At 46.1% G+C, this 18,752-nt stretch carries 12 protein-coding genes, 1 tRNA gene and 1 riboswitch; of the genes, 10 read left to right on the top strand and 3 right to left on the bottom strand.

Annotation, left to right across the window (positions count from 1 at the left end; all coding sequences use genetic code 11):
* A partial coding sequence (locus BN93_RS16785; RefSeq protein WP_019187829.1) for an epoxyqueuosine reductase occupies nucleotides 1-479 on the top strand: 479 nt, incomplete at its 5' end.
* A 12-nt stretch (nucleotides 480-491) separates the two neighbouring features.
* Nucleotides 492-1,208 (top strand): hypothetical protein, encoded by a 717-nt coding sequence (locus tag BN93_RS08005; RefSeq protein WP_019187828.1) that lies wholly within the window; start codon nucleotides 492-494, stop codon nucleotides 1,206-1,208.
* A gap of 51 nt (nucleotides 1,209-1,259) precedes the next feature.
* Here BN93_RS08005 and BN93_RS08000 read toward each other — a convergent pair whose 3' ends face one another.
* The gene (locus BN93_RS08000) at nucleotides 1,260-1,904 is read right to left on the bottom strand and encodes a TetR/AcrR family transcriptional regulator (RefSeq protein WP_019187827.1); all 645 of its coding nucleotides are present in this window, start codon (nucleotides 1,902-1,904) and stop codon (nucleotides 1,260-1,262) included.
* Nucleotides 1,905-2,114: 210 nt separating this feature from the next.
* Between BN93_RS08000 and BN93_RS07995 the strand changes: the two genes are divergently transcribed.
* Complete coding sequence (locus BN93_RS07995) at nucleotides 2,115-4,415, top strand: NADP-dependent malic enzyme (protein WP_019187826.1); 2,301 nt, start codon at nucleotides 2,115-2,117, stop codon at nucleotides 4,413-4,415.
* A gap of 1,667 nt (nucleotides 4,416-6,082) precedes the next feature.
* Here BN93_RS07995 and BN93_RS07985 read toward each other — a convergent pair.
* Complete coding sequence (locus BN93_RS07985; protein WP_009229599.1) at nucleotides 6,083-6,838, bottom strand: head GIN domain-containing protein; 756 nt, start codon at nucleotides 6,836-6,838, stop codon at nucleotides 6,083-6,085.
* Between the two features lie 277 nt (nucleotides 6,839-7,115).
* Between BN93_RS07985 and BN93_RS07980 the strand changes: the two genes are divergently transcribed.
* Together BN93_RS07980 and BN93_RS07975 are read left to right on the top strand one after the other, a co-directional pair.
* On the top strand, nucleotides 7,116-7,907 hold the full coding sequence (locus BN93_RS07980; RefSeq protein WP_009229600.1) for an RNA methyltransferase: 792 nt from the start codon (nucleotides 7,116-7,118) through the stop codon (nucleotides 7,905-7,907).
* A gap of 298 nt (nucleotides 7,908-8,205) precedes the next feature.
* Entirely contained in the window at nucleotides 8,206-9,102 is an 897-nt protein-coding gene (locus BN93_RS07975) for a hypothetical protein (RefSeq protein ID WP_019187824.1), read from the top strand.
* A gap of 90 nt (nucleotides 9,103-9,192) precedes the next feature.
* Here the strand turns inward: BN93_RS07975 and BN93_RS07970 are convergent, their stop codons facing one another.
* Complete coding sequence (locus tag BN93_RS07970; protein ID WP_019187823.1) at nucleotides 9,193-9,699, bottom strand: outer membrane protein; 507 nt, start codon at nucleotides 9,697-9,699, stop codon at nucleotides 9,193-9,195.
* Nucleotides 9,700-10,207: 508 nt separating this feature from the next.
* Between BN93_RS07970 and BN93_RS07965 the strand changes: the two genes are divergently transcribed.
* The 5 genes from BN93_RS07965 to BN93_RS07945 all read left to right on the top strand — a co-directional run bounded on the left by BN93_RS07965 (nucleotide 10,208) and on the right by BN93_RS07945 (nucleotide 18,677).
* A complete protein-coding gene (locus tag BN93_RS07965) occupies nucleotides 10,208-12,685 on the top strand; it encodes a bifunctional UDP-N-acetylmuramoyl-tripeptide:D-alanyl-D-alanine ligase/alanine racemase (RefSeq protein WP_019187822.1) in 2,478 nt (825 codons plus the stop codon).
* A gap of 116 nt (nucleotides 12,686-12,801) precedes the next feature.
* Nucleotides 12,802-12,997: riboswitch (cobalamin riboswitch) on the top strand.
* Nucleotides 12,998-13,038: 41 nt separating this feature from the next.
* Nucleotides 13,039-15,054 carry a TonB-dependent receptor gene (locus BN93_RS07960; protein WP_019187821.1) on the top strand — a complete coding sequence of 672 codons (2,016 nt, stop codon included), beginning with the start codon at nucleotides 13,039-13,041 and terminating at the stop codon, nucleotides 15,052-15,054.
* Nucleotides 15,055-15,068: 14 nt separating this feature from the next.
* On the top strand, nucleotides 15,069-16,229 hold the full coding sequence (locus BN93_RS07955) for a YncE family protein (RefSeq protein ID WP_019187820.1): 1,161 nt from the start codon (nucleotides 15,069-15,071) through the stop codon (nucleotides 16,227-16,229).
* 140 nt (nucleotides 16,230-16,369) lie between these two features.
* Nucleotides 16,370-18,136, top strand: a complete 1,767-nt coding sequence (locus BN93_RS07950) for a DUF4465 domain-containing protein (RefSeq protein WP_019187819.1) — start codon at nucleotides 16,370-16,372, stop codon at nucleotides 18,134-18,136.
* 453 nt (nucleotides 18,137-18,589) lie between these two features.
* A tRNA-Ser gene (locus BN93_RS07945) sits at nucleotides 18,590-18,677 on the top strand.
* Nucleotides 18,678-18,752: the final 75 nt, after the last annotated feature.

Here is an 18,752-nt window from a genome sequence, read left to right as displayed (position 1 = left end):
ACTACGATGAAGAGATGCCCAACCGTTGTGGAAACTGCCACAAGTGTGTAGATGTCTGTCCCACAAAAGCCCTTGGAACGTGGCAAGACATTGCCAGCAAGAAGACATTCTTGTTTGATGCCAAGCGTTGTCTGTCGTATCAAACCATCGAATATCGGGGAGATTTAAATCCCGAAGTGGCCCAGGCTATGGGCGATACCATCTACGGATGCGACAAGTGTCAAACCATTTGCCCTTGGAACGCTCACCCCATAGCCACCAATATCGAGGAGTTGGTGCCCAAAGCCGAACTGATGAGCATGACGCGAGAGCAATGGCACAACCTAACGGAAGACGATTACAGACGCCTTTTCAAGGGAAGTGCAGTTAAACGGGCCAAATATACAGGGCTAATGCGAAACATTAAGGCCGTAGAACAATGCCGAAATCGGCAAAAGCAACAAGAAGACGACGTACAAGAACCCACTAATGAACGATAAGGAAAAGAAACAATGAGAGATAAACAAAACCTAATAAACACGCAAAAGACGTTGATACACGCCTTTTTCGATGGTTTTATGAACGGCGTTACAGATGCCAACGACCTGAAACAAGACGAAAGGCAGATGTTGATAAAGACACTTCTGAACGTTTACGAAAAGATTTCGGAGCATTATGCCGTAGTAATGCTGCCCATCCTAGGCGTTGTTCACCACGAAACTTTGGAACAATTGCAATGCAAACTCGATGCACTAAGGCAACAAGGCGAGGTGGATGTTGCCGCACTCTTTAAGGTGGTGTGTGGCGAAGAAGGCACTTACGAGGCGATGGTCGACGATTATAAAGCTAATTTCGAGGCACTTTTGAAGGGAACCACGCTGCATCCCCAGCACTTAACCTTAGCCGATGAAAGCCCAACAAGCACCTATACCAAGACCAACGAGGAACAAAACATCAGACTTTTGGTGCGCACCATTCTGCGCGCTTACCGCTGTGGGCTGCAAACAAAGTCTTCATTGCAACAGTTTAAGCAACCTACCGTTATCCGAATGGTATTAGACAATGTAGACTTGTTGGTCAATGGCAAGTACACCATTGCACAAAACATGGACAAGGCAACTGACATACACGAGTTGTTTTTGGCCGTGGTGCATACTCAAGAACGGTACAATGTGGTTCAAGACGAACTACAAATCGAAATGGAAAGATTGATAAAGGGCGACAATTAAAGTTAGGTGCTGATGTAACCTATTGCAAATGAGTCGCAGGCTGACAATACCTTACCTGTTGTAAGGCGTTTCTTTCATGAGCTTGCTGTCGATAAATTCAACTCCCTTGGGGGTACAAAAACCACGAAGAAACAGCACGGCCACATTGGTGAACAAATGGTTGACATCGTATTTCTGAAACATTCGTTCGCCCATCATGAGCTTTGAAGAAAAGGAGATGAAGTTCAGCACCACATTATAGTCGAAAAACCGCACGAAATAACCTTCCTCAATTCCTCGTTTCACAAAGTCTAAAGCCTCTTTATGGTTTTTCTCTGTCTTGTTGGTGAGGTACCTCACCACTCGCGAATACTTACTTAGTTCACTGAAAAACAAAGGGTTCGTGCTCGCCATGTCGGCCATTTCGCGGTTGTAGATGTGAAAAATAAGGTCCATTACCGTATGGCTTTTATCCTGCGCATACAGCTGCGAGTCGAGTTTTCTGGCCTTGTCTTCGCGCATAATACCGTCGAGCAGCAACTCTTCCTTGTTCGAATAGATTTCATATATTGTTCGTTTGGATATGCCAAGCGCCGTTGCGATGTCGTCCATACGCACACTGCGTATGCCACGCTCTTTAAAAGCGCGCATGGAAGTAACCAAAATACGCTCCTTTAAATCCTTCCGGTAGCTAGAAAGTAAATCTTGTTGCTCCATAATATACCCTTATTTATACGCAAAGGTACAAAAAATATGAATAACAAATTTTGGTTTTAAGCCTTTTTTACTACCTTTGCGCTGTTTTCAGCGTATAACGTTTATCTTTAAATACAACGCTCATTATATTAATATAGAATGGCAACAGGTGCAGAAAAAGGCTCTAATGCCCCTACCCTACGCCCTTGCCACATTAAACAATCATACAAAATGGTGAAAGTAACCAAAGAGGCAGCTTTAAGCTATCATCAGAGTGGACGCCCTGGAAAGATTGAAGTGCGGCCCACCAAGCCCTATCACACCCAAACAGACCTTAGCTTGGCCTATTCGCCTGGTGTGGCTTATCCTTGTCTCGAAATACAAGGCAATCCCGACGACGTGTACAAATACACCGACAAGGGAAACCTCGTGGCCGTTATCAGCAACGGAACGGCTGTGCTAGGATTAGGCGACATCGGTGCGATGAGTGGCAAGCCAGTGATGGAAGGAAAGGGATTGCTGTTTAAGATATATGGCGGAATTGACGTGTTCGACATCGAACTGGCCGAGAAAGACCCCGAAAAGTTCTGCGAAACGGTGGAGAGAATTGCCCCTACCTTTGGCGGCATCAACCTGGAAGACATCAAGGCACCCGAATGTTTCTACATCGAAGAACGACTTAAACGAACGTTAGACATCCCCGTGATGCACGACGACCAGCACGGAACGGCCATCATTTCGGCCGCAGGACTGAAAAATGCCCTCGAAGTGGCTGGTAAAGACATTAAGAAAGTGCGCATTGTGGTTAACGGTGCAGGGGCTGCGGCCATTAGTTGTACCAAGCTTTACCTTGCCCTTGGTGCGCAAAGAGAGAACGTGGTGATGCTCGACTCGAAGGGAGTTATCACCACCGACCGCGAGAACCTTAACGACCAAAAGGCACTTTTCGCCACCGAACGTCGCGACATACGTACACTGGAAGAGGCAATTAAGGGTGCCGACGTCTTTGTTGGCTTGTCTAAGGGTAACATTCTCACCCAAGATATGGTACGTTCGATGGCAGATAGGCCCATTGTGTTTGCCTTGGCCAATCCTGTTCCCGAGATATCGTACGAAGATGCGATGGCATCGCGCCCTGATGTGCTTATCTCCACGGGGCGTTCCGACTATCCCAACCAAATAAACAACGTTATTGGTTTCCCCTATATCTTCCGTGGTGCACTCGATGTACACGCCACAGCCATCAATGAAGAAATGAAAATGGCCGCCGTGCATGCCATTGCCGACCTGGCCAAACAGCCTGTTCCCGATGTGGTTAACGACATCTATCGTGTTAACGACCTTACTTTCGGACCGCTCTATTTCATCCCCAAACCCGTAGACCCACGCCTTATCACCGAGGTTTCGGCTGCTGTGGCTAAGGCTGCGATGGAAAGTGGTGTGGCAAGAAAAAGCATAACCAATTGGGATGCGTACAAAAATAGTTTGATGCAACTGCTTGGTCAGGAGACGGTGTTTACAAGAAAACTGCACGATACGGCTCGTTTGCAACCCCAACGTGTGGTATATGCCGAGGGCGGACACCCAAGTATGATGAAAGCTGCCGTACAAGCCAAGGCCGAAGGCATCTGTTTCCCTATACTATTGGGCAACCCCGACCGCATTAATCGCCAAGCGCAACGCCTAAAACTAGACCTTAGCGGAATTAAAATTATCGACATGCGTGCTGATAAGGAGCAAGGCCGGCGTGCAACGTACGCCAAACACCTTGCCGAAAAGCTGGCACGCAAGGGCTATACATTCCAAGAGGCCTACGACAAGATGTACGAACGCAACTATTTTGGCATGATGATGGTTGAACGGGGCGATGCCGACGCATTTATCACGGGGCTATACACCAAGTATTCAAACACCATTAAGGTGGCCACAGAGGTAGTTGGCGTTCGCGAAGGTTTCCATACGTTCGGCACCATGCACGTTGTTAACTCGCAAAAGGGTACATACTTCATCGCCGACACGCTTATCAACCGCCATCCCGACAACAATTTCCTTGTTGACATTGCTCGTTTAAGTGCCAACACTGTTGAGTTTTTCAATGAAAAACCCGTAATGGCGATGATTAGTTACTCTAACTTTGGCACTGACGAGATTGGCAGCCCGCTTAAAGTTCACGAGGCGGTTGAAGAGCTGCATGCTAATTATCCCAACTTGGTTGTTGACGGTGAGATGCAAGTGAACTTTGCACTGAATAGGGAAATGAGGGACGAGAAGTACCCCTTCTCTAAGTTGAAAGACAAGGATGTAAATACCCTTATCTTCCCAAACCTTAGCAGCGCTAACGCTAGCTATAAGTTTTTGCAGGCCCTTAACCCCAAGACCGAGATTATCGGGCCAATTCAAATGGGACTAAACCGGCCTATCCACTTCACCGATTTCGAGGCATCAGTTAGGGATATAGTTAATGTAACGGCTGTTGCCGTGGTAGATGCCTGCGTAGACAAAATGAAAAGGGCTGGTAAAACTAAGCGATAAGGAAGGTGTCACACGTCATACAGCTAAGTTGCTAAACCCCAAATGGGGCATGCAGCACCAAACTGCTGCTTTATTGTCTTTGCGGTTGCATTTACTAGCCAGTACACATCATAAGTATAGCACGCTATTTCCGTATTCGGAAAATAGCGTGCTTTATTTTTTACCAATGGCAAAGGTGAAAAGATGGCTGCGCCGCTTAAAAGGTGAAAGAGTGAAACGGTGAAAAGATGGCTGCGCCGTTTAAAAGGTGAAAGAGTGAAAAGTTGAAAGGGTGAAAAGATGGCTGCGCCATTTAAAAGGTGAAAAGGTGAAAAGATGGCTGCGCCACCGGTCTTATTAACTCGTTAGCTTGTCAACTCGTTAGCTTGTCAACTCGTAAACTTGTCAACTCGTAAACTTGTTAACTAGGCCCGGCTGTCAATTCGTAAACTTGTTACCTGCATTTCCATGGTGCTGTCTCCGTTGACCGTAAGCTGCATGCCTGCAACTGCTCGCGCAGGTTGCCGTAAGCTTACGTGTTTCTCGTGCCGTTGCCCATGTACTTGTATACGGCATAATCGATGCTGTCAAGTTTTTAGTAAGAAATTTAACATTATGAGTACCCTTTTCGTTCACCAATCTCCAACCTTGCCGCAAAAAAACGATTCTCGCGAGGGTTGCTTTTGATGCAAAATGGGGGTAGTTGCAAATGCTGGCAAAATGAATATTTATGTCAAGCAACCACCATTTACACTGGTTTTTGGGCTATTTGTCGCTAAATATAGTGCAATATGCCGCTAAACGCATTGCAATATGGTGCAAAACGTAGTGCGTTTTGATGCTAAATGCAAGGCAAAATGGTGCAAAATGCAAGGCAAAATGGTGCAAAATGCAGTGTGAAATGCTGCTAAATGCAAGGCGAAAAGCATAAAAATACACCGCAATGGCATATTCATAACCTGTTCGAGTCATTAAAAACATGGTTCAAAGGGGTGAAATAGTCGTTAAAAAGGTGGGTTTTAGGGTCAAAAAGGGGGTAATTCGGCTCGAGAAATCATGAGCTGACAGCCAAACTAGAAAGGCTAATTGGTGCAAAATGCAGGTATTTTTTATGAAAATGGACAAGACAAAGGGAGTGAAAGACCCAAAATGGTGGTTATTTACCTACTTTTTGACCCGTTTTTTCGCTAGAACGAGGCAAAATTCTGAGTGCTTTTGTAAAATAAATAATAACAATTTAAGATTTTGAGTTGGTTAGCTTATAAGTTTATGAGGTCTTAGGTTTATAATTTTATGAGTTCTTGAGTTAATAAGTTTATGAGTTCATGAGCTGATAAGTTTATGAGTCCATGAGTTGATAAGTCTGTGGGTTCATGAGTTGATAAGTCTGTGGGCTCATGAGTTGATAAGTTTGTGGGTTCTTGAGTTTATAAGTTTATGAGTTCATGAGTTTGTAAGTTGGTGAGTTGTATACGGGAGTTTATTGAGTTTTCGTGAGTAAATAAGCTGGTGGATTGTAAACAAACGGACTATAACAGCCCACCTACAAATAAAGCTCCTATTGTGCGTTACCATAAGATGTAGCACAATAGGAGCCGTGCCTGTACACTAGCAAATACAAGCCAGTGGTAAAACCAAACTTAATTTGTTTCTAAGGAGTTTTGTTCTCTCCGTTCGAAAACTGTGAACTATCTTAGCTGTAGGCGGTGCGTTTCAACATTGCCAGAACCGCGTATGTTCTTGTTCAGGTTCTTAGCCACACCTGCCAACTTAATTGTTCCAGAGCCAAACACCTCACAATTAACGTTTCCAGCATCGTTAAGGTTGGCCCCGATGTCGCCAGAACCCTTAACGGAGAACTGCATTTTATCGGCTTTAAGACGTTTGAAGTCGATGTCGCCCGACCCTCTAAGGCTCGCTTCAGCATTCACACATTCCACAAATCCAAATTCAATGTCGCCCGAGCCGTTGATTGAAGCCACCAACTTGTCGCAGATAATGTCCTTAAAATCAATGTCGCCAGAGCCATTGATAGATACCGTTAGCTGGTCTGTATCTACACGTCGGGCAGCCTTGAAGTCGCCCGAGCCTTTAATTTCGAGTTGCGTTAGGTCGGGAGAAGTGATGTAAATGTCAACATCATCACTTGACGTGAAGAACATTCGGCTTCTCCTAGCAGCCCTTTCTATATATAAGGTCTCGCCACTTACGCGCAGAACAACGGAAGAAACCTCGGCTTGTGGCCCCACTAGTTTCACCGTGTTGCTCTCTCCCTGCACAAAATGTACGTCGTAGGGAGTAGACATAACAATGCGTTTAAAATACTTTAAGTTCTGTTGGGTGGTAACTTTCTTCTTGTGGCTTCCGGCATAAGCTCGTGAAGAGGTGAACAATGCGCCAAACACGAGAACTGCCGAAGCAATTAACAAAATTCTTTGTTTCATTTTTACTGTCTTTTTATAACTTGATTAATACAATCTTATAGACGCATCTCAGCGTACTTTGGTTGCAAAACTATGAAAAGAAGTGCGATAAACAGGCATGAAGGGGTATAATTAACATTCAGAAAGCAAAGCAGCGGCGATTTAGCGGGTTTAGAAACCTATTTTAACAACAAATGGCGGCTGCCACAAGGTCTTTCGCATCATTTATACAAATTTACTAATCATAAGTCGAAGGCATTGCACATGATTACCAAAAAAACGTAACTTTGCAGATAAGATGACCATCAGTAAAGCGAAAATAAAGTACATACGCGCCTTAGAAACGAAGAAACACCGCGACGCGGAAGGCGTTTTTGTAGCAGAAGGACCGAAGGTGGTGGGCGAATTGCTTGCCAAAACACCTGCAAAGTTGCTTGTGGCCACACCCCAATGGCGGGCATCTAATGCCGTGCAGGAGGGTACAGAACTGATAACCGTCAGCAACGACGAGTTGCACAAACTCAGTTTTATGCAGGCTCCGCAGCAGGTTTTGGCCGTTTTCCCTAAGCTATACGAGGGCGAAAGCACCACAGCTGGCAACGTTGAAACGAACGAACTGACCCTGATGCTCGACGGAATACAAGACCCTGGCAACTTGGGCACCATCATCAGGTTGGCCGATTGGTTTGGCATTCGCCACGTGGTATGCAGTACCGATACGGTCGATGTTTATAATCCCAAAGTGGTGCAGGCCACAATGGGCAGCATTGCTCGTGTGAAGGTGAGTTATACCCCGCTCGAAACCCTACTCGATGCCCTGCCTCCCTCGTTCCCTGTGTACGGAACCCTGCTCGATGGTGATAACATCTACACGCAACAACTTTGTGCGTACGGCATAATCGTGATGGGAAACGAGGGCAAAGGCCTTTCGCAAGGTGTGAGGAAACGCGTGACCCACCGACTTCTGATACCTAGTTTTGCCATAGGAGAAGAACGTGCCGAAAGTTTGAACGTGGCAAATGCCACCGCCATAGTGTGCGCAGAGTTTAGAAGACAAGGCGCAATAGGGAAAGGTGAAAAGGTGGTTTAAGGTTGAAAAGGTGGTTTAAAGTTGAAAAAGTGAAAGAGTGAAAAGGTGAAAAGATGGCTGCGCCTACCAACTTGTTAACTAGATTACTCAACTTGCCAACTCATCTACTCACCAACTCGCCGACCAGTGAACTTGTGAACTCGTAAACTTGTGAACTCGTAAACTTGTGAACTCGTAAACTTGTGAACTCGTAAACTTGTGAACTCGTAAATTTGTCAACTCGTAAATTTGTCAACTCGTGAACTTGTCAACTCGTGAACTTGTCAACTAAATAAGAAACCCTTTAAAAGATATAAACATGGAAACCGAACTCATTAAAGACAGGAGCCTATCTAGCTGCATAAAGACAGCCAACAATTTGCTAGGCATTAACTTCGCCAAAACCATCAAGGGTACATGGCTGCCAGCCTTGCTCTTTGCCATCATGACGGCATTGTTTGGCTTTTTTGCACTGCAAGAAATATCTGCCACTTCGCTAGGCAGCCCCTCTCCCACCATCCTATCATACGTACGAAGTATTGGTACGTGGGTGGTTAGCCTTGGTTTGTGGGCTTATTTCTTCGCCTCGGTGATAACGCTTGTCAGCGAAAGCGGACTGAAACAAAACCTTCGCCGCTCGTTAGCCATCGTAGGTGTAGAGCTAATTGTCTACCTTATATTAATGGCCATAGGCATTGTAGTGGTTAGAATGGTGGTGATGAGCCACCTAGGAAAGCCCTTTACCGCCAACTTTATCACGCTTGTTTGTGCGGTAACTGTTGCCTGGGTGTTGCTTGTGGCATTGATAATGGTGCCCTTTAAATATGCTGAGATGCGCTACTTGCTCTCTCCAAACGGTAGCTTGCGCCGCAACCTGATAGCCTATTACGTGTCGGGAGTAAGAGGCGGTGGCCTCCTTATTGGCACAACCTTCTTTACGGTGTTGGCCTCGGTATGCCTTGGCGCGATTATTTTCTTGCCCACCTTTATTCTCTTGGGGGCTAGAACATCGTCGTTGTTAGGCGAACTAACGATGAACGATCCTTCGGGACTGCCCCCTTATTTCAATGCGTTGCTCATTGGGTCGATTGTTCTCACCACTTTCATCTTCATGATGGTGGTGGCATGGAGCGTTTTTGTGTTCTATTATGTTTATGGTTCCATCGAACATCGTAGGCAAATGAAGAAACAAAAGCAAGCTGCAACCGCCGAATAAGCTACTGAACACCATTGCATACAAAAAGCCCGGAAAGTGAACGAACACCTTCCGGGCTTTGTTGTTTTATTAAAGTCTAAGGGCTAAAACTTAGAATTTGTAAACGATACCTGCGCTCATCACGGCTTGGTTGTAACCACTTACAATCTGATATTTCACTTCGCCATTTAGATATAGGTCGTCTGTGAGGGCGAAATCTACACCGCCGCCAAGGTTAACACCCAATCTACCATCCGAGGTAGAAACTTCTGCTGTAATGGGTTTCCCATATTTATCTATGCCTTCGTAACTTGTATAAGTTACTTTCGTGTTTACATAACCCAACCCCCCAAGAGGATATGCTGTAAACTTGTCGGTAATATTAAAGAGGTAATGCAGGTTGGCATTGAGATCCCAAAATTCCAGATTGTTCTTCTTGAAGTAGTAGTTAAAGTTACCATCAAGACGGAACTGCTCGTTAATGTCGTAACGAGCCCTTACGCCGATACCAAGATTAGACACGTCGGTTCCATACAAGGTGTGAACACCAACAGCAAACTGTGCAGATGCAAATGCACTTACCATGGCAAAAGCGGCCACTAAGAAAAGTTTCTTCATTTTCTCTATCGTTTTTAATGATTAATTTTTACCCCTACACGCCATACATTAGTAGGGCGTTCAAGGTGATAACATTCTCTGTTAAATCTATTCTGATTATCAATTTCTCTTTCTATCAGGGGGCAAAGATAAATAAAAAAACATAACACACGTGTTTTTATGTAAAAAAAATAATTGTAATTATCGTGAAAAAGTATGATACTCTGTTCTGGAACTCTTCCGAATGTGCTGTGTTTAAAGGGAAAATAGCACATGTAAAACTTCTTGTGCAATCAAACTTTCAGAACAATTCATTGGCAAACACCTTGCCTGCTGCTTGCAAAAGCACATCATAAACCGCCATTCTCCACATAATAGCGCGTTATTTCGGCTTGCCAACTGCTTGCAAAAGCACATCATAAAGCACCAGAATGGCCTACGATAGGCTATTCTTCAAATAGTCGTCAGATTTATTTTGCCGTTTTATCAACTTGCACTACCTTTGCATCAACTTAAAGAACAAACGAAAATGACATATCCCATTGAAAGGGTTGCAACGCTTATCGGGGCGCAACGTCTAGGCAATGCCGAGGCGCACATCAGTTTTGTGCTCACCGATAGTCGTTCGCTCTGTTTTCCAGAAGAGACCTTGTTCTTCGCTTTGAGGTCTAATCGAAACGACGGACACAACTATATATCCGAACTTTATCGTCGCGGTGTGCGCTGCTTTGTGGTAGAAGAAGTGCCTGCTCGCGCCGCGGAATTGTTTGGCGATGCCAATTTCTTACGTGTCAGTTCCACTCGGCAGGCCTTGCAACGCCTTGCCCAACGCCATCGGGAGGCTTTTTCCATCCCCATTGTGGGCATAACGGGCAGCAACGGCAAGACAATGGTGAAAGAATGGCTATACCAACTGCTCTCGCCGCAAATGGTTGTTACGCGAAGTCCGCGCAGTTACAACTCGCAAATCGGGGTACCGCTCTCTGTTTGGCTGCTCAACAGCCATTCACAAATAGGCGTTTTCGAGGCTGGCATCAGTCAAAAGGGCGAGATGCGGGCTTTGCACGACATCATCAAACCCACCATTGCAGTGCTGACAAACATTGGTTCGGCCCACGAAGAGAACTTCGCCACGCCCGAAGAGAAGTGCCGCGAGAAGTTAAGACTATTCGAAGGAGCCGAGGTAATGGTGTATAATGCCGACGACGACTTGGTGGCACGTGTGCTGAACGAAACCAACAACAAGGGCGAACGCCTGGCATGGTCTACGAAAAGCCCCAATGCAGCCATGTTTGTAACTAAGATAGACAAGCAACCCACGCACACCACCATACATTATATATATAAAGGAGGCCAGCCTGCAAGTTACTCGTTGCCCTTCATTGATGATGCATCGGCGTGCAATTCTATTGTATGTGCAACCATCTGCCTGCATATTGGACTCGATGCGCACACCATAGACGAACGCATGAGACGGCTCGAACCCGTGGCTATGCGACTAGAAGTGAAGGAAGGGCTTAACGGGTGCACGCTCATCAACGACTCGTACAACTCGGACGTCAACTCGCTGGACATCGCTCTCGACTTTATGAACCGCCGTCCCGACCACAATGGGCAACAACGAACACTGGTGTTGAGCGACATCTTGCAAAGCGGACTGCCCGACGATGAACTGTATCGCGAAGTATCGGACTTGGCAGAACAACGCGGCGTGCAGAAGTTTATCGGCATCGGACCGAAGATTTGCGCCAACAAAGAAAGCATCGCGTTGGCAGAACGGCATTTCTTCGCCTCGGTAGAAGATTTCATACGCAGCGATGTTTTTAAGCAATTGCGCAACGAGGTGGTACTACTTAAAGGCGCACGAAGTTTTGGTTTCGACCAATTAACCGAATTGATGGTGAAGAAAGTGCACGAAACCACACTCGAAGTGAATCTCAATGCCATGATAGACAACCTGAATTATTATCGTGCTATGATGCACCCCAACACCAAGTTGGTGTGCATGATTAAGGCTGACGGCTATGGTGCAGGAGCCGTAGAGATAGCAAAGACCCTGCAAGACCATCGTGCTGACTATCTTGCTGTGGCCGTTGCCGACGAAGGAGCAACGCTAAGACGCAACGGAATAAGCAGCAACATCATGATAATGAACCCCGAAATGACGGCCTTCAAAACCATGTTCGACTACGATTTGGAACCCGAAGTGTACAGTTTCCGCCTGTTGGAGGCTCTCATTAAGGCTGCCGAGAAAGAGGGAATAACGGGATTTCCCGTTCATATCAAGCTGGATACAGGCATGCACCGCCTTGGGTTCGACCCCGAAAACGATGTTCCCCGACTGATAGAACGCCTGCACAACCAAAACGCCTTGATACCCAAATCGGTGTTTTCGCACTTTGTAGGGTCTGATGCCGACCAGTTCGACAACTTCTCGCAACGGCAGTTTGAATGTTTTGATAAAGGCAGCAAGATGTTGCAGGCCGCCTTCGAACACCATATTTTGCGCCACATCGACAACTCAGCGGGCATCGAACATTTTCCGCAACGTCAGTTAGACATGTGTCGCTTGGGCCTAGGTCTATACGGAATTAACCCTCGAGACAACGCAATCATCAACAATGTGAGTACGTTGCGCACTACAATTCTGCAACTGCACAAGGTTAAGGCTGGTGAGACTGTGGGCTATTCGCGCCGCGGAACGATTGAACACGATAGCGTGATAGCGGCCATACCCATTGGCTATGCCGATGGATTGAACAGGCGATTGGGCAACCGCAACGGCTATTGCTTGGTGAACAACCAACGAGCAGAATATGTTGGCAACATCTGCATGGACGTAGCCATGATTGATGTGACGGGGATAGACTGTAACGAAGGCGACAGTGTGGAGATTTTCGGCGACAACTTGCCCGTAACAGTGTTGTCTGACGCGCTGCAAACCATTCCTTACGAGGTGCTTACGGGCATCAGCAACAGGGTAAATAGGGTTTATTTTCAAGACTAATAGTGCGTGTTCGTGGCGAGATGTAAGTGTGAGGGCGAGTTAATTGGTGGCTCTGCCTGTGCGCATACTAAGCTTGCCGCATATCATGCTTGCATATTCCACATATTATCACTACCTTTGCACAACTAGGCAATAGGTTCGCTTACGAGCGATTAAAAGGGAATTGGGTGAAAATCCCGAACAGTCCCGCTGCTGTAAGTAACCTTTACTGGCCACAAACATTGCGCCACTGAACTCCGTCAAGGGAAATTCGGGAAGGCGTTTGTGGTCGGGTTACAAAGTCAGAAGACCTGCCATTGCCATTTATCTTTAATTTAACCTCGAGGAAAGGTTATAAGATAAGAACTTGAAATATGCAAAGCGTACATTTCTTTTTGGCTTGTGCGGCGTTGTTCTTCGCTGCATCTGCTCATGGTCAGGATACAAAACGGCAGTTGGCATTAGACTCGGTACAACATGTACGCGAGGTTGTTGTCGTGTCTAAAAACACCTTTCGCGAGGTTATTCCCTCGCAAAAGCTAGATGGAGCCGTGCTTGAAAGGCTGAACGCACACAGTGTGGCCGATGCCTTACGCTACTTTTCAGGACTGCAAATAAAAGACTACGGCGGCGTTGGCGGACTGAAAACGGTTAACATACGTAGTATGGGCACCAATCACCTCGGCATTTTCTACGATGGAATTGAGCTGGGCAATGCCCAAAACGGGCAAATCGACCTTGGACAATTATCGTTAGACAACGTGGAGGAGATTACTTTATACAACGGACAGAAAAGTGCCATCTTCCAACCCGCAAGCGATTTCGGCAATGCCGGTTCGGTTTATATTCGTACACGCACGCCTCGTTTCGACATAAACAAGCCCTTTAACCTTAGATTCAAAGCAGGTTGCGCTTCTAGCGACACCTATCGGCTATCGGGTTTGTGGGAAAACCGACTCAGTCAGGCCGTTAACACCTCGCTTAGTGCGGGCTATCTCACGTCTAGTGGTAAGTATCGCTTTCGTTATCTGCGCCACAACCAAGACCGCTCTGTGGCTTACGACACCACAGCCATACGCCAAAACGGAGACATTTGGGCATTAAGGGCTGAGGCAAACGTGCATGGCGTGATTGACCACGGCATGTGGAATTGGAAAGCTTACACCTATAATTCGCAACGCGGAATACCTGGGGCCATTGTTAACAACGTGTGGCGGCGCGGCGAAAGGCAGTCGGACCACAATCACTTCTCGCAATTGCGTTTCCAAAAAAGTTTCTCCGACGCTTTTTCCACCCAGTGGTTGGCCAAATACGCCTACTATCACACCCATTACGTTAATAACGACCCAACCCAACTGCCCGTAGACAACACCTACAAGCAGCAAGAAATATATCTGTCTACGGCCAATGTGTTGGAACTGATGCCCAATTGGTCGGTTAGTTTAAGTTACGATTTCAAGTGGAACAAGCTCGATTCCGATACTCGTCTCTTTGTTTTTCCCCATCGTTTCAGCAACTTTATCTCGTTGGCCACTGCCATAGATTATCGCCGCCTTAAACTACAAGCCTCGGTTTTGGGTACATTTGTCAAAGACCACACACGCACAATGGTAGACGAACCAAGCCACAGCGTGTTCTCCCCTGCCCTCTTCGTCAACCTCTATCCCTTTACCAGCAAGGCCTTCTCGTTTCGCGCCTTTGCCAAGAAAAGTTTTCGCATGCCCACTTTCAACGAGTTGTATTACACTGAGATTGGCAATGCGTTGCTAAAACCCGAAACGGCAGTGCAATATAACGTGGGGGCGGTATGGGAAAAAACATACAGAGCATCCTTAATACGTGGTTTTAGGCTGCAACTGGACGGCTATTTCAACAGCGTGAGCGATAAGATTGTGGCCTATCCCAAAGGTCAACAGTTTAGGTGGACGATGTTAAACCTTGGTAAAGTGCACATCAAAGGCATCGACCTACAAGCCGAAACAACCATGCAACCTTCGCCCGAACTTTCGTTTACGGGGCGTTTGCAATATACTTATCAGCAGGCAAGAGACGTAACAAACCCTTCCGACTCGTATTACAAGCACCAAATACCCTACATACCTTGGCATAGCGGTTCGGCCATTGTTGGTGCAAACTACAAGCAATGGCAGCTGAATTACAGCTTTATCTATGCAGGCAAACGCTACAACCAGCAAGAAAACATCGTATATAACTACATGCCGGCATGGTACACCAGTGATCTCTCACTTGTCTATGCCTTTAACTGGCAAGGGCTTAGATGCAAGCTAACGGCAGAAGTGAACAACCTTTTTGCCCAAGACTACGATGTGATACTGAATTATCCCATGCCCAAGCGCAATTACGCAATCTCAATAGACATCACCCTTTAACGTCCGCAACAACAATGAAACGATTTTCGCTCTTCTATCTCGCATGTTTGATACTCGCGGTGGCTAGTTCGTGTCGCGAAGACTTCTACATTATCCCCTCTCAAAATCAAGATACGGGAGTTGCGCCCACACGTGGAGACATTGTGGGCATGTACGTTCTGAATGAGGGAAATATGGGGAGCAACAAGGCATCGATAGATTTTTTGGACCTCGACGAGAACAAACCAACGGTGCATTACCACCGTAATATTTACTCGGAACGCAACCCCAACGTGGTGAAAGAACTGGGCGATGTGGGCAATGACATCAAAATATATGGCAACAAGTTATGGATTGTGGTTAACGTTTCCAACAAAGTGGAAGTGACCACGGTCGATAGCTGCAAGCGAATTACACAGATTAATATCCCCAACTGCCGTTATTTGGCCTTTAAAGATGGCTTTGCCTACGTGTCTTCGTATGTAGGACCCGTGAAGTTCGACAAAGATGCGCCCTTGGGAATGGTGTATAAGGTAGACACGGTGGACTTTAAAAAGAAGGATTCGGTGGTGGTTGGCTATCAACCCGAAGAGCTTTGCATTGTCGACAACAAGCTTTATGTGGCCAATAGTGGAGGCTATCGCGCGCCAAATTACGACAACACACTGAGCGAAATAGACCTTACAACCTTTAAGGAGATAAGGAAAATAAAGGTGGGACTAAATCTGCACCACTGCCAAGTGGACCATTATGGGCAAATTTGGGTATCGTCGCGCGGCAACTACAACGATGTTCCATCGCGCATTTATTGGCTCTATAAGGGGCACAATCAGGTTTACGAGGTGATAGACAGCATCGACACGCCCGTTTCGGGGCTTTCAATCGTTGGCGACTCCTTATATTATTATGGCTCGGCGTGGAACAATGCCACCAAACAAAACACCATCAGCTATGGACTTATAAACGTTAGAACCCACCAAGCCATTGATACCGACTTGTTTTCCTCTCCCGAAGTGAAGTCTATCACCATGCCATACGGCATCATGGTGAACCCAATCGAACGCGACTTTTACTTGATGGACGCTAAAAACTATGTGTCGAGTGGCAGTCTTTTGCACTTTAAGCCCGATGGGACACACAATTTCACTGTGCAAACAGGCGACATTCCTGGGCATGCCACATTCGTATATAAGTAACGAGCTTTTCAATTTTTAGTTAATAGGCTTTGTGTGTTCAAGCCGATGAACACACAAACTTATGCACTAAGAAACTCAAAGGCTCAAAAACTAAAAAGCTTATAAGCTCAACAACTCACAAACTCATAAACTCACAAAATATGAAGAAAGCTTTACTTTTCATGGTTGCCTTAACGCTAATAGGTGCAAAGGCCACCGCACAGCAGTATTTCAAGCAGGGCACACCTAGCCAGTATATCTACAAAGTTGTTGACTATTCGCCTGCTCCTGGTCAGTTTGTAAACACGATGCCTGCATACGAAAAAGGTGACGATGCAGCCAAGATGGCACAGAAATGCACAGAGAGGCTGGCCGACAACAAGCGAGTTTTGATTACACTTGGTGCTTTTGGCGGTTCGGTAACTTTCCATTTCGACCATAGCGTGGCCAATATCCCTGGCAAGAAAGATTTATGTATTGAGGGTAACGCCTTTCAAAACAGCAGCGAACCTGGCATTGTTATGGTGTCGAAAGACGTTAACCGCAACGGCATTGCCGACGACCCGTGGTACGAACTGCGTGGAAGTGCTGATGATGAAAAGCCTAACAAGGTGGTATATGGTTATGAAGTGACCTATACCTCCGCACCCATGCAAGACATTCCGTGGACAGATAACAAGGGCGGTAGCGGTAAAGTGGAGAGAAATGGGTTCCACGCCCAAGAGTATTATCCCTTATGGATGCCATCTAAAATCACCTATAAGGGTAGCCTTCTGCCTAAGAATGCCACACAAAAACCTGGTACAACCCTCTGGGAACTGCATGAATTTGCCTACGGATATGTAGACAACAAACCCAATACCGATAAAGATGCAAACAGCTTTGACATTGATTGGGCCGTAGACGAGAATAGAAAGCAGGTGAAACTCGACTTTATCGACTTCGTAAAGGTGTATAGTGCCGAGCAACAAACGGCTGGATGGCTGGGCGAAACATCTACCGAGGTGGCAGGAGCTGAGGATTTGCACTTGCAAGAGTCGGTTGCAGCCATTGAGAAGGCATTGAAAGAAAAGGTTGCAACGTTTGATGATGTGGATGTAGCACTAAATTCTGATGGTTATTATATAGGTGCAAGCAGCGCAGACGGCAAGGCAAAGACAAGTCTATATACAAGCGGGAACTATCTGTTTAGAGTTACCAACGTCCCTGAATGGAATTCCTGGAACGACTTCTGCATCTCGAATCGCACAGCCACAAGCTTCAAAGATGTCACTCCCGACCAATTTAACTCGTGTGTTGGACATGGTTACGACAACTCTGCCAATTATTGTGTGGCATACTTCTTTGGTAAGTCAGCCCCCATTGAGGTGCTAGGCAAGCGCGAAGGCAACGTTGTTCGTGGACTATATGTAACCAACAGCGCATACACACTTAGCAGCATACTTAATGGCGACAACATGTCGAAGGGCGCAACGGGTAAGGATGAGTTTGAAAAGGGCGATTGGCTGTTGCTTACCATCTGGGGAACAAAGGCAGATGGCAGTGAAACGAAGGCCGAAGTGTACTTAGCCGACTATCGTTCGAGCAACTCTGCCGAGCATTATTACCTAGGTAATTGGCAATGGGTAGACCTTAGTGGCTTGGGCGCAGTAAAAGAATTGCGGTTCTCGATGACAGGATCGCGAAACAATGAATATGGTTTGACTACGCCTTCGTACGTTTGTGTAGACAATATTAACGGCACAGACGATGGAAAGAGCGGTAAAGTGTATCTCACAACAGGCATAGACAACTTGCCTACCGTTGATTCCGACAAGCGTGAAGTGGCTCGTTATACCATTGACGGCAAGCGTATCAATACACCTGTAAAGGGCATCAACATCGTGAAATATGCCGATGGAACAACTAGAAAGGTTGTGGTAAAATAAACATTCGTAGTTGTTTTATAGTCAAACAGAATTGGATTTGGAAAGCCATAAATGAAGCGTAGGCAAACAATACACCAACTTTTACTCCACGTAAAGGCTTGTTAATGCCATACTGTACACACGCTGCATTCTTCTATCAGCTATTTTCCAAAAGCAGTTCTGTTTGACTATAAACAAACTAACAACAACGTAATTTGTGCGTACTTACCCCCCACTACCCGTGTTTAAAGACCCTTCTAACAATATGTTTCATTACATATTTATGGATATGGGCTCGGTTATTTACGGGCAACGTTAGTTGCGAGCAAGATTACTTGAAGGTAAAAGAGACTCCTCATTATATGATAAACATATGATAAGCGGAGTGCCATAACTACTTTCCCCTTGCATTTTTCTACGCAATGTGTTGCACACATCAATAAAATGTGTTACATTTGCACCCGAAATAGCAAAGGAGAGGTGCTCGAGTGGTTGAAGAGGCACGCCTGGAAAGCTTGTATACGCCTAAAGCGTATCGGGGGTTCGAATCCCCCTCTCTCCGCTAATAAGGGTGTAAATCAGCTGTTTATTGGTTTACACCCTTTATTGTGTGTATTGAAAGGAAGTAGGCGAAACA

The organism is Prevotella conceptionensis 9403948, from assembly GCF_000312305.1.
Classification (GTDB): Bacteria; Bacteroidota; Bacteroidia; order Bacteroidales; family Bacteroidaceae; genus Prevotella; species Prevotella conceptionensis.
This window is presented reverse-complemented; position numbering and strand designations above follow the sequence as displayed.

Bases quoted from the DNA above. Each gene is read 5' to 3' on its own strand.
- BN93_RS08005 (WP_019187828.1), top strand. From the start codon at position 492: ATGAGAGATAAACAAAACCTAATAAACACGCAAAAGACGTTGATACAC.
- BN93_RS08000 (WP_019187827.1), bottom strand. From the start codon at position 1,904: ATGGAGCAACAAGATTTACTTTCTAGCTACCGGAAGGATTTAAAGGAG.
- BN93_RS07995 (WP_019187826.1), top strand. From the start codon at position 2,115: ATGGTGAAAGTAACCAAAGAGGCAGCTTTAAGCTATCATCAGAGTGGA.
- BN93_RS07985 (WP_009229599.1), bottom strand. From the start codon at position 6,838: ATGAAACAAAGAATTTTGTTAATTGCTTCGGCAGTTCTCGTGTTTGGC.
- BN93_RS07980 (WP_009229600.1), top strand. From the start codon at position 7,116: ATGACCATCAGTAAAGCGAAAATAAAGTACATACGCGCCTTAGAAACG.
- BN93_RS07975 (WP_019187824.1), top strand. From the start codon at position 8,206: ATGGAAACCGAACTCATTAAAGACAGGAGCCTATCTAGCTGCATAAAG.
- BN93_RS07970 (WP_019187823.1), bottom strand. From the start codon at position 9,699: ATGAAGAAACTTTTCTTAGTGGCCGCTTTTGCCATGGTAAGTGCATTT.
- BN93_RS07965 (WP_019187822.1), top strand. From the start codon at position 10,208: ATGACATATCCCATTGAAAGGGTTGCAACGCTTATCGGGGCGCAACGT.
- BN93_RS07960 (WP_019187821.1), top strand. From the start codon at position 13,039: ATGCAAAGCGTACATTTCTTTTTGGCTTGTGCGGCGTTGTTCTTCGCT.
- BN93_RS07955 (WP_019187820.1), top strand. From the start codon at position 15,069: ATGAAACGATTTTCGCTCTTCTATCTCGCATGTTTGATACTCGCGGTG.
- BN93_RS07950 (WP_019187819.1), top strand. From the start codon at position 16,370: ATGAAGAAAGCTTTACTTTTCATGGTTGCCTTAACGCTAATAGGTGCA.